A 12,015-nucleotide genomic window follows, 5' to 3' on the forward strand; every position below is an offset into this window, starting at 1 on the left:
CCATCAGGGGCCATGGTACGGCGGCTGAACCGGCCTGAGGTGGCCGCTGATGAAACTTTCGCTCAGCCTTGCTGCTGGGGATTGCTGTCCGACTGCTGCGGCTGCTGGGCGCCATTGCCCTCTTGTGGCGTGCTCTGGTTCATTTGCGGCTGGGCCGATGCGGTGGCGCCGTTGCCACCATTGCCGTTCTGTGCCGCGGCAGCCGCTGCTGCATTCTTGCGGCCATGGCTGTTCAGACCACCTTTGCGTCCGGCTTCCCGGGCTTCGGCAGAGGTGAACTCATGGGCGGCACCCTTGGCGTGGGCGGCCTTGCCTCCCATGCTGGCGATCTGACGCTGCTTCTCCCTGTCCATGGCGGCAAAGCCGCGATTGCTGTTCCCCGGATTCTGTGAATTTGCCATGTGTGACTCCTTGTCTTGGATGATCGAATGGAGCAGACATTTGCCAGCCCGCAGCCCTACTGCCCTGCGCGAGCACGCGGATGGCAAGCCAACCTTTGTCCACGCTTGCAGTGTAAAAAGCCTCACTGATCCTCACTATCGGAAGAGCTCCCCAGCCAAGGTCAGCAATGACTGACGGACATGTAGGAAGACATGAAGATGAGCTTTGCTTTTCGGTATGGATTCCCTCGATTTCACCTCAACCAGGCATTGCAAGAAGGAAACTTCACCCACTTTCAGGCGGGCAGTCAGTTTTTTTCACACCCCAAAACAATTACTGTATATTTATACAGTCTTTGCTTTTATCTGCATTTTCTTTTGCCTCGCACCCTCGATTCACTTCCCATGTTGACACCCGGCTCTCCGGTCCGTCGTCCGGAAATCATCCACCCCTCGCTCTGGCTGGCCTCCCAGCTGGCGCGCGGCGGTGCGCGTGGTGTCTCCAGCGGATTCGAGGTACTCGATGCCGAGCTGCCCGAACGCGGCTGGCCGCCCGGGGTGCTCATCGAGCTGCTGCTGCCCCAGGACGGCATCGGCGAGCTGCGCCTGTTGCGCCCGGTACTGGCACGTGCGCCCGCGAATGCCCGGCGCCCCGCGCGGGCTGACCGCATCGCGCTGCTGCAGGCCCCGCACCAGGTCAATGCCCCTGGCTGGGCGCACATGGGGGTGGATGCGTCACGGCTGCTGCAGTTGCGGGCCGATCATGCGGCCGACGCCTGCTGGGCTGCCGAGCAGGTCTTGCGGGCCGATAGCTGCCAGGCCCTGCTGATGTGGCAGCCGCGCTTGCGCAAGGGCGACCATGACCTGCTGCGACGCCTGCATGTGGCGGCGCAGGCCGGGCAGACCCTGTTCTTCATGCTGCGGCCGCTGTCCTGCGCCCGCGAGCCTTCACCCGCACCTCTGCGGCTGACCCTCAAGTCAGCGAGGGACGGGCTGGAGATCGGTTTTCTCAAGCGCCGCGGACCGCTGCGCGAACAAAGCCTGTTTCTCCCTTTGCTGCCTTCACCGAATTTGCAACGCCATGTCACCCCTGTGGATCGCCGTACACCTGCCACTGCTGCCGCTGGAAGTCTTCCGTCCGAACTGGCTGGATGAGGCCCCGGCCGTGGTCTTCGAGCGCGACCGCGTGGCCGCCCTGACGGCACCCGCGCGCACGCTCGGCGTGCACGAAGGCATGCGGCGCGGGGGAGTGCAATTGCTGGCCCCGCAAGCGCATCTGAACGAGCGGGACATCCTGCGGGAACAAGCCACCTTGCAGCAGGCCGCCCTGGCCCTGCTGCAATACACGCCCCAGGTCACGCTGGCCGAAGAGGCCTGCATCCTGCTGGAAGTGGGTGCCAGCCTGCGCCTGTTCGGCGGGATCCGGGCCTTGTGCCGCAAGATCCGGGGCACCATCGCCCGCATGGGTCTGTCGGCCACCCTGTCCTCTGCCGTCACGGCGACCGGATCTTGGCTGCTGGCACGCTACGGCTACGTGCGTACCTTGAGCCACCGTTCCCTGCAGCGCCGCCTGGACCGCTTGCCAGTCGTTCTGCTGACTGCCGCGCGAGCCCATCTGGAATGGCTGCACGGGCTGGGCTGCCGCCAGCTGGGCCAGGTGCAGCGCTTGCCCCGCCCCGGCTTGCAGCGCCGCTGCGGCAAGGAGATGCTGGCCATGCTGGACCGTGCCTATGGTGCCGCGCCCGAAGTACATGAATGGATCGTGGCGCCGCCGACCTTCCAGGCCCGGGTGGAGCTGCCGGACCGCATCGACCACACCGATATCCTGGCCACCTATGCCCAGGGCTTGCTGGCCCAGCTGGCCGGCTGGCTGACCGCACGCCAGCTGGCCATCAAGAAGCTGCGCCTGTGGCTGGAACATGAACGCGGACGACAGGCCGTAGCGCCCACCGAACTGCAGGTGGCGCTGTCGGTCCCGGCCTGGCAGGAAGATCATCTGCACACCCTGGTGAAGGAAAAGCTGGCCCGTTCTTCCCTGCCCGCCCCGGCCATCGCCCTGGGGCTGGCCGCCGATGAACTGGAAAGCCAGCAGGCGGCCAGCGAGATGCTCTTCCCCGAACCCGGCGGCAGTGCAGAGGATCACCACCGCCTGCTGGAACTGCTGGTGGCGCGCCTGGGCGCGGACAAGGTGCAGCAGGCCGCCCCGCGCGCCGATCACCGGCCCGAGATCGCCAACCGCTGGTGCAGCGTGATGCAGAGCCCCGCCAGTCTGCCGGCCGCCCTGACTACCGATGCGGCGCGATTGCCGCCGCGTCCGCTGTGGCTGCTGGCTGAACCCTTGCCCTTGCGGATGCAGCAGCACAAGCCCTTCTATCGCAGCGTGCTGGAATTCACCTCGCCGCCAGAACGTATCGAAGCCGGCTGGTGGGAAGGCCGGCCATTGACGCGCGACTACTTCACGGCGCGCGATGCCAGCCATGCCTATTACTGGATTTTCCGCCAGTGGCGCGGCGGCGAGTGGTCCGACGAAGAGCCGCAGTGGTTCCTGCACGGCCTGTTCGGCTAGGAGCGCAGCATGCAAGCTTCCCTGCCCTTGGGCGTACCCCAGACCGGCCTGCCCGACTATGCCGAACTTTATTGCCGGACCAACTTCAGTTTCCTGCAAGGGGCATCGCATGCGCAGGAACTGGTGGAGCGCGCCATCGAACTGGGCTATCGCGCCCTGGCCATCACCGACGAATGCACCATGGCCGGGGTGGTGCGCGCCCATGCCGCCTGGATGGAACAGATCAATCGCGGCAAGGCCAAGGATTTCAAGCTGCTCATCGGCAGTTGCTTCCGTTTTACGTCCTTCAAGGACGATCCGGCCCATCCCCTGGCCAGGATGACCCTGGTGGCGCTGGCCCGGAACCGCGAAGGCTATGGCAACCTCTGCGAACTCATCACGCTGGCGCGCACCCGCGCCGAGAAAGGCAGCTACCTGCTGTCGCCAGAAGACCTGAGCCAGCCGCCGCCCGCCCTGTCGCACCTGCGCACCCTGCCCGATTGTCAGCTGATCCTGGTGCCGGACTACCCGGCCGATGAAGAAACGCTGGATGCACAATTGCGCTGGTTCGTCCCGCTGGCCCCCGGCCGTTCGTGGGTGGGCATGACGCGCCTGTACCGTCCGCTGGACGACCTGCACCGCGCTGCCATCGATGCTGCCGCACGGCTGCACGGCTTGCCGCTGGTGGCGGTGGGTGATGTGCAGATGCACCAGCGTTCACGCAAATACCTGCAGGATGTGGTCACGGCCATCCGCGTCGGCAAGCCGGTGCAGGAATGCGGACTGGCCCTGGCCCCCAATGCCGAACAGCACCTGCGGCCACGCATGCGGCTGTCGCTGGTGCACAGCCCGTCCACCTTGGCCCAGACCCTGGCGGTGGCGGCCGGTTGCCAGTTCAGCCTGGCGGAATTGCGCTATGAATATCCTGACGAACTGGTGCCGCTGGGCATGAGTCCGGCCGACTACCTGCGCCAGGAGACCCTGGCCGGGGCCGCCAAACGCTATCCGCAAGGACTGCCGGGCGAGGTGCGCGCCCAGATCGAGATGGAATTGTCCCTGATCGCCCAAAAGGAATATGAAGCTTATTTCCTGACGGTCTACGACCTGGTCAAGTTTGCCCGTTCGCGCGGCATCCTCTGCCAGGGACGCGGCTCGGCCGCCAACTCGGCGGTGTGCTACTGCCTGGGGGTGACCGAAGTCGATCCCACTTCGACCCGGCTGCTGTTTGCCCGCTTCATCAGCGAAAAGCGCGAAGAGCCGCCCGACATCGACGTGGACTTCGAGCACCAGCGCCGCGAAGAAGTGATCCAGCACATCTACCGCAAGTACGGCCGCCGCCGCGCCGCGCTGGCGGCCGCCGTGCACAGCTACCGGCCGCGTGGCGCCCTGCGCGAAGTCGGCAAGGCGCTGGGCGTGGATGCGGCCATCGTCGATACGGTGGCCAAGTCGCAGCACTGGTTCGACAGCCGGGAAGAATTGCTGGCCCGCTTTGCTGAGGCCGGGCTGGACCCGGAACTGCCGCAGATCGGACTATGGGCCAGCATCACCGGCAAGCTGCTGCGCTTTCCGCGCCATCTGTCGCAGCACACCGGGGGCTTCGTGATCGCGCGCGGACAGTTGTCGCGGCTGGTGCCGATCCAGAATGCGGCCATGGAAGAGCGCTCCGTCATCGAATGGGACAAGGACGACCTGGAGTCGCTGAAGCTGCTCAAGGTCGACGTGCTGGCGCTGGGCATGCTGACCGCCCTGCGCCGCTCGCTGGAACTGGTGAGCCTGCGGCGCGGCCTGCCGCAGGTCATGCAGATGTACGACATCCCGCGTGAAGATCCGGCCACTTTCGAGATGATCTGCAAGGCCGATACCATCGGCGTATTCCAGATCGAGAGCCGCGCCCAGATGAGCATGCTGCCGCGCATGCAGCCGCGCACCCAGTACGACCTGGTGGTGCAGGTGGCCATCGTGCGGCCGGGCCCGATCCAGGGCGGCATGGTGCATCCCTACCTGCGGCGGCGGGAATTGGTGCGCAGCGGCGGCAGCTTCGAGTATCCGGACAACACCAGCAAGAGCGGCAAGATCAGGAAGGTGCTGGAGCGCACCTTGGGCATCCCGATCTTCCAGGAACAGGTGATGGATGTGGCCATCGAGGCCGCCGGTTATTCCCCCAGCGAAGCCGATGACCTGCGCCGCTCCATGGCCGCCTGGAAGCGCAAGGGCGGCATGGGGCCGCACCATGAACGGCTGGTGCTGGGCATGACCGACAATGGTTATTCGCGTGAATTCGCCGAAAGCATCTTCAACCAGATCGAAGGTTTCGGCGAATACGGTTTCCCCGAAAGCCATGCCGCCAGCTTTGCCCTGCTGACCTATTTCAGCAGCTGGCTCAAGTGCCACGAGCCGGAAGCTTTCCTGTGCGGGCTGCTCAACAGCCAGCCCATGGGCTTTTATTCGCCCTCGCAATTGATCCAGGATGCGCGCCGGCATGGCGTCAAGGTCCTGCCGGTGAACGTCTTGCGCAGCCGCTGGGAATCCATCCTGGAGCTTGACCCGAGCGGCCAGGCGCGTCCGGCCGTGCGGCTGGGCATGAGCCTGTTGCGCGGCATGCCCGAACAGGCGGCGCAGCGTATTGAGCAGGCCGGTGCCGAACGTCCCTTTGCCGATGTCGATGACCTGGCCCGGCGCGCCGGGCTGGACCGCCACGCCCTGCAGGCGCTGGCAGCGGGCGATGCCTTGCGCGAGCTGGCCGGGCATCGGCGCGCTGCGCTCTGGCATGCGGTGGGCGCAGTGCCCGACCGCGACCTGCTACGCACGGCACCGCGCGGCGATGACACCGTAGAACTGGAGGCACCCGGCGAAGGCGACCAGATCGTCGACGACTATCGCGCCATGAATCTGACGCTGCGCCGCCATCCGCTGGCGCTCCTGCGCCCGACCTTGCAGCGGCGGCGCTTCATGAGCGTGGCCGACCTGAACACCTTGCAGAACCGCCAGTTCGCCTGTTGCTGCGGCATCGTCACGGTGCGCCAGCGGCCGGGCACGGCCAAGGGGGTGATCTTCATGACGCTGGAGGATGAGACTGGTTCGGCCAATGTGATCGTCTGGCCTTCGGTACTGGAGAGGCAGCGCAGCGAGGTCTTGAATGCGCGCTTGCTGGGGGTGTATGGCAGTTGGCAGTGCCATGGTGAAGTGCGCCACCTGGTGGCGGGACGCCTGGAAGACTGGACCCATCTGCTGGGCGAGCTGCAGCCGCGCAGCCGGGATTTCTTCTGAAAGTACCTTGTAAAGCAGCGTCCGGATCAGGCCGCCAATGCCATCCTGAAGGCATTGCGCCCTTCACTCTTGGCACGATACAGGGCCAGATCGGCCTCGTGAACCAGCGCATCCCAGCTCATGGACTGGCCCGGCTGCAATACCGCCAGCCCGACGCTGATGGTGACCCTCTGCCCATGCCCGAAATCGTGATTGCGCACGGTCTCCAGCAGATGCTGGGCGATCTGGCGTGCCTGGGCTTCGGACCAGTCCGGGAAAACTGCGCAGAATTCCTCCCCGCCGTAGCGGCCCACCATGCCGCCCTGGCAGCACTGCTCGCGCAGCAAGGCACCGATGTCGGCCAGCACGCGGTCGCCCACCAGGTGGCCGTGGGTGTCGTTGATGTGCTTGAAATGGTCCACATCGATGAAGGCCAGCGTCAATACCCGCCCGCCCTGCACCGCCCGGGCCAGCACTTCTTCGCCACAGCGCACCAGCTCGCGGCGGTTGAGGGTACCCGTCAGTTCATCTTCGGTCGCCAGGCGCTGCTTGTCGGCCAGCAGGCGTTCGAAGTAGATCATCATCAGCGATACCGACAGCAGCAAGGAGCCGCTGATGGGAATGAGATAGATCAGTGCCACGCCCAGGTTGCTCATCTCCGGCGGCATGAACAGTTCGGGATGCGACAGCGAGATCACGAACCGGCTCACCAGGGTGGCACTGAGGATCAGCAAGGCACCGATGCCGGTACAGCGGCCAAAGGTCCAGCGCGGGTAGCGCTTGGCCAGTGGTCCGGACATGCCCTTGAAGAACTCAAGCAGCACCAGGCAAAACACCAGTTGCAGCCCACCCACGGCCAGGAAGGCGCGTTGAGTGAAATCGGCCCCGCCGACCAACAGGCCCGTAAAGCTGACGGCATAGCCGATGATGATCATGCACGGCCAGTCCCGCGACTGGCGCTGGTAGAAGCTGCGCAGGCCGCACCAGGCCACGATGCCGGAAGAAAACACCAGCGTATTGCCCAGCAACAAGCCCAGCAAACGCAGGTTGCCCTCCAGACCACTGTAGACCGCCACGGTGATGCAGATCCCCAGCGCCGAGAACACCCCCGACAGCGCCCACAGCCGCGTGAAGCGCTCTGACGGCGTGCTGATGAACAGCCCGGTCATGATGACGCCACTGCAAAACTGTACGATGGCCAGCGCAATGCTGGCGGTGAAAGGATTCATGCGGGTTCGCTTGTCCTCGCGGACGGGTGTAGAAGGCACCGCGGCGGGCGATGCGGAAGATGCGCTCACAAGCACATTGGCAGCGTCCTCAATGGCTGGGGGCTAAAGGACGGCCGGGATCGGCGGAAGTGTAACCGATGGCGCAAGCTCAGCAGTGATTTTCAGCAATTCATCAAAAAATCTGAATTTCCATGCTGGAAAACCGGGCACTCATTCAGAATTATTCACGTTCCAAGGCCCGCGTATGCCCCCACTGCCCTGAACGGCACAGTTCGTCCGTCACATCCAGCACCAGCCTTTCGACGGCGGCGGCGGCGGTAGTCAGCGGAATATTGCGCGAGGCGCACAGCACAAGGGTGCGCGAGATCTGCTCTCCGGCGATGGGGTGGGCGACCATCTCGCCGCGCTCGATGTCGGCCAGCAGCGGAGCCACCGGCAGGATAGTGGCGCCGATATCGGCCAGGATGGCGGATTTGAGGATGGCCACCGAGTTGATCTCGATGACGTTGTCCAGGCTCATGCCTTGGGCTCGTACCAGGTTCTCGATACGCGGGCGCACCCCATGGGCCAGGCCGGGCAGGATCAGCGGAGCCTCTATGGCCTTTGCCAGCGGCACGCCCTTGCGGCCTTTCACCCCATAGCGCGACTTGGCGCGGGTGATGTACATCATCTCTTCCTCGATCATGGGCGTGGCCGCGAAGGAAGACAGCTGGCCGTCGTCAAACAGCACGGCCAGGTTGATGCGGCCGGACTTCAACTGGGTGATGAGGTTGCCCGTCAATTCCTCGGTCAGCTGCAGGGTGATCTCGGGGTAAATCGAGCGCACCGCGTTCAACAGCGGCAAGGCCAGCGCATTGGAGACGCTCTGCGGAATGCCCAGCGCCACCGTCCCCGAGGGTTTGTCGGTGGATTGCGCTACGGCCTGCTTGGCGTCCTGCACCTGCTTCAAGATCGCCAGGGCGTGCTCATAGAAAACCTTGCCGGCATCGGTAGCGATGACCCCCTGGGCCGAACGATGCAGCAATTGCGCCGCCATCTCGTCTTCCAGCTGGCGGATCTGCTGGGTCAGCGCCGGCTGGGCGATGTGCAGCACACGCGCCGCCCGCGACAGCGAACCGTGATCGACGATGGCCACGAAGTAGCGCAGTTGGCGTAATTCCATGCGGTGGGCTTCCTGCTTGACGATAAGTAGTTAAATAAATTGACAGCCTCAATGACAAGCTGCTTACAAGCCTGGCCGGCTGTTGAACATGCGCGTGCGCGCATTCTCGATATGGCCGCGCATGGCGCGCCGGGCGCCTTCCGCATCCTGCAGCCGGATCAGCTCGAAGATCTGGCGGTGTTCATCCATGGCATCCTGGGAGCGCTTCCAGGGCGGGATGTGCATCAGGTGGCGCAGCATGTTCACGGCGTGGCTGACATCGTATTCCAGCGTCTTCATCACCTGCACGAAACGCTGGTTGCCGGTGGCCTGGGCGATGGCTTCATGGAAGCCGAAGTCGTAATGATGGGCGATGGCGCCCACCCGGTTGGCTTCCTCGAAACCCAGCAGCAAGGCGTCCATCTGTTCCAGGTCCTGCTTGTTGCGCCGCAGGGCGGCCATGTAGGCGCATTCAGGCTCCAGCACCAGGCGCAGTTCCAGGCCGTTCATGATGTGGCCGATGCGGGTCTCGGGTTCGCCATCGGGCCGGGCCGGCGCCAGTCCCGCCTTTTCCTTCACATAGGTCCCGGAGCCGCGCAGGGATTCCACCAGTTGATCCTCCCGCAAGCGGTCCAGCGCCTGACGCACCACCGGGCGCGACACCTCGAACAGCGTGGCCAGGTCGTTTTCCGAAGGCAGCTTGCTGCCCACCGCAATGCGCCCTTCGACGATGGCATGGAACAAGGTTTCATAGACGCGTTCAGCGAAGCGTTCCGGCCGCACCGGGCCCAGCCCGGCAGCAGCCAGGCTCAGGATGTCGCCGGAAGCGCCGGGGCGCGGGGACTTGCTCGATGAAGGCATCCAAACTCCACTTGGGCAGCAACTGAAAAGAACAGCATGGGCCGCATGGTAGCGGATTTGTCGGCCTCACCGCCAGCCATCAGGCGCAAGCAGTCAACAAAGTAGTAAATTCATTTGACATCTTGCATGCACAGGCTTAGATTCAGGCACAACAAAAACAGCAGCACATGACAAGACACCAGGAGACAAGCCCTTCCCGGCCCCCCGTTCGGACTGCCCGTCCGACGCCGGCCCGCGCATGCATGGCGTGCTTTCCTGCTGTTTCCCTGTACTGCTCCTCTCCCTGATTCGCCTCCAAGGACCGCATCGCCATGAAACAGCACTTCATCGACAACCGCTGGGTCGTCCCCGCCTCCGGCGAAAGCATTCCCGTCATCGATCCCTCCGATGGCCAGGCCTTCGAGGCCATCGCCCGTGGCAACGCCGCCGACATCGAGCAGGCCGTGAAAGCGGCGCGCCGTGCCTATGAAGGCGCCTGGGGCAAGCTTTCCGCCGCCGAACGCAGCCGCCTGTTGATGAAGCTGGCCCACAAACTCCAGGATCACCAGGAAGAACTGGCCCAGCTGGAAGGACGCGACTGCGGCAAACCCATGAAGCAGGCACGTGCCGACGCGGCGGCCATCGTGCGCTACTTCGAGTTCTATGCCGGGGCCGCCGACAAGCTGCACGGCGACACCATTCCCTACCAGGCCGGCTATACGGTGCTGACCCTGCGCGAGCCGCACGGCGTGACCGGCCACATCGTGCCCTGGAACTACCCGATGCAGATCTTCGGGCGCTGCGTGGGCGGTGCCCTGGCTGCCGGCAATACCTGCGTGGTCAAGCCGGCCGAGGATGCCTGCCTGTCCATCCTCCGGGTGGCCGAACTGGCGGCTGAGGCGGGTTTCCCCGAGGGTGCGCTCAACATCGTCACCGGGTATGGGCACGAGGCCGGCGACCTGCTGGTCAAGCATCCTGACGTGGACCACGTGTCCTTCACCGGCTCGCCCAACGTGGGCAAGCTGGTGGTGCGCGCGGCCGCGGAACATCACACGCCGGTTACCCTCGAACTGGGCGGCAAGTCGCCGCAGGTGGTGTTCGAGGATGCCGACATGGACGCCCTGCTGCCGGTGGTGGTCAATGCCATCGTGCAGAACGCCGGCCAGACCTGCTCGGCCGGTAGCCGCCTGCTGGTCCAGCGTGGCGCTTACGAGCAGGTGCTGGAGCGGCTTGCCGGGCTGTTCTCGCAGCTCAAGGTGGGGTCCTCGCAGATGGACCTGGACTGCGGCCCGCTGATCCGCAAGACCCAGCAGGAGCGCGTGGCCGGTTTCCTCTCGGATGCGCGGCGCGATGGCATCGCGCTGGTGGCACAGGGCGAGATCGCGCCCGGCGCCCCGGCCGGCGGTTTCTACCAGGCCCCGGCCCTGCTGCGCGACGTACCGCCGCAGCACCGGCTGGCGCAGGAAGAAGTTTTCGGTCCGGTGCTGGCAGCCATGTCCTTCGAGGATGAAGCCGAGGCCATCGCCCTGGCCAACGGCACCGACTACGGCCTGGTGGCCAGCGTCTGGACCCGCGACGGCGGCCGCCAGTTGCGGCTGGCGCGCGCCATTCGCAGCGGCCAGGTCTTCATCAACAACTATGGCGCCGGCGGTGGCGTGGAATTGCCCTTCGGTGGCGTCAAGGCCAGCGGCCACGGGCGCGAAAAGGGATTCGAGGCCCTGTATGGCTTCACGGTCCTGAAAACCATCGCCATCCGCCACGGCTGACCTCCCCCTCACTCAACACACGCAATTTCCAAGGAGACACATCATGCGTTTGCAAGACAAGGTAGCCATCGTCACCGGTGGCGGTTCGGGTTTCGGTGAAGGCATCGCCAAGGCCTATGCCCGTGAAGGCGCTTCCGTCGTGGTGGCCGATATCGGCGAAACCGGCGGCCTGCGGGTGGTCGAAGAGATCAAGGCGGCGGGCGGCCGTGCAGTCTTCGCCAAGGCCGACGTCTCCAAGCGCGCCGACATGGACCAACTGCTGGCGACCGCCCTGGAACACTTCGGCAAGCTCGACATCGTCGTCAACAATGCCGGGACCACGCACCGCAACCGTCCCATGCTGGAAGTGGAAGAAGACGAATTTGACCGCGTCTATGCGGTCAACGTCAAAAGCATCTTCCTCTCGGCCAAGACCTTCGTGCCCTACTTCCGCCAGGTCGGCGGCGGCGCTTTCGTCAACATTGCCTCCACCGCCGGCGTCCGCCCGCGTCCGGGCCTGACCTGGTACAACGGCAGCAAGGGCGCCGTCATCACCACCAGCAAATCGATGGCGGCCGAACTGGGCCCGGACAAGATCCGCGTGAACTGCGTCAATCCGGTCATCTCGGCCACCGGCCTGCTGTCGGAGTTCATGGGCGTGCCCGACACCCCGGAAAACCGCAAGAAGTTCGTCGCTACCATCCCCATGGGCCGCTTCTCCACCCCGGAAGACATTGCCAATGCCTGCCTGTACCTGGGCTCGGATGAAGCGCAATTCGTCACCGGTGTGTGCATCGAGGTCGATGGCGGGCGCTGCGTGTAAGACCGCATTGCAAAAATCTTCATGCGATCGGTGAGGATATTGATTTGACAATGTCCTCACCGCGCC

General features: G+C 64.8%; 9 protein-coding genes. 5 read left to right on the top strand and 4 right to left on the bottom strand.

Annotation, left to right across the window (positions count from 1 at the left end):
• Positions 1–62 precede the first annotated feature (62 nt).
• Positions 63–401, bottom strand: coding sequence for a KGG domain-containing protein (locus FYB76_RS09245; protein ID WP_088753930.1), 339 nt, complete (start codon positions 399–401; stop codon positions 63–65).
• A 384-nt stretch (positions 402–785) separates the two neighbouring features.
• Between FYB76_RS09245 and imuA the strand changes: the two genes are divergently transcribed.
• Genes imuA through FYB76_RS09260 form a run of 3 tightly spaced genes read left to right on the top strand, consistent with a single transcriptional unit; the run spans position 786 to position 6,192 of the window.
• Entirely contained in the window at positions 786–1,535 is a 750-nt protein-coding gene (imuA, locus tag FYB76_RS09250; protein WP_154133467.1) for a translesion DNA synthesis-associated protein ImuA, read from the top strand.
• Positions 1,462–2,946: a DNA polymerase Y family protein gene (locus tag FYB76_RS09255; protein ID WP_154133468.1), complete on the top strand. Its 1,485-nt coding sequence runs from the start codon at positions 1,462–1,464 to the stop codon at positions 2,944–2,946. Before imuA ends, FYB76_RS09255 begins: the two co-directional genes overlap by 74 nt.
• A 9-nt stretch (positions 2,947–2,955) precedes the next feature.
• Complete coding sequence (locus FYB76_RS09260; RefSeq protein WP_154133469.1) at positions 2,956–6,192, top strand: error-prone DNA polymerase; 3,237 nt, start codon at positions 2,956–2,958, stop codon at positions 6,190–6,192.
• A gap of 26 nt (positions 6,193–6,218) precedes the next feature.
• On the opposite strand, the gene FYB76_RS09265 is transcribed toward FYB76_RS09260, so the two are convergent.
• The 3 genes from FYB76_RS09265 to FYB76_RS09275 form a co-directional block, all read right to left on the bottom strand.
• Positions 6,219–7,400: a GGDEF domain-containing protein gene (locus FYB76_RS09265; RefSeq protein ID WP_154133470.1), complete on the bottom strand. Its 1,182-nt coding sequence runs from the start codon at positions 7,398–7,400 to the stop codon at positions 6,219–6,221.
• Between the two features lie 220 nt (positions 7,401–7,620).
• Complete coding sequence (locus tag FYB76_RS09270) at positions 7,621–8,562, bottom strand: LysR substrate-binding domain-containing protein (protein ID WP_088753924.1); 942 nt, start codon at positions 8,560–8,562, stop codon at positions 7,621–7,623.
• Positions 8,563–8,625: 63 nt separating this feature from the next.
• Positions 8,626–9,402 carry a FadR/GntR family transcriptional regulator gene (locus FYB76_RS09275; RefSeq protein ID WP_088753923.1) on the bottom strand — a complete coding sequence of 259 codons (777 nt, stop codon included), beginning with the start codon at positions 9,400–9,402 and terminating at the stop codon, positions 8,626–8,628.
• Between the two features lie 311 nt (positions 9,403–9,713).
• On the opposite strand from FYB76_RS09275, the gene FYB76_RS09280 reads away from it, so the two are divergent.
• Entirely contained in the window at positions 9,714–11,147 is a 1,434-nt protein-coding gene (locus FYB76_RS09280) for an aldehyde dehydrogenase family protein (RefSeq protein ID WP_154133471.1), read from the top strand.
• Positions 11,148–11,190: 43 nt separating this feature from the next.
• A complete protein-coding gene (locus FYB76_RS09285; RefSeq protein WP_154133472.1) occupies positions 11,191–11,949 on the top strand; it encodes an SDR family oxidoreductase in 759 nt (252 codons plus the stop codon).
• Positions 11,950–12,015 lie beyond the last annotated feature (66 nt).

The organism is Herbaspirillum sp. CAH-3, from assembly GCF_009668275.1.
Classification (GTDB): Bacteria; Pseudomonadota; Gammaproteobacteria; order Burkholderiales; family Burkholderiaceae_D; genus Herbaspirillum; species Herbaspirillum aquaticum.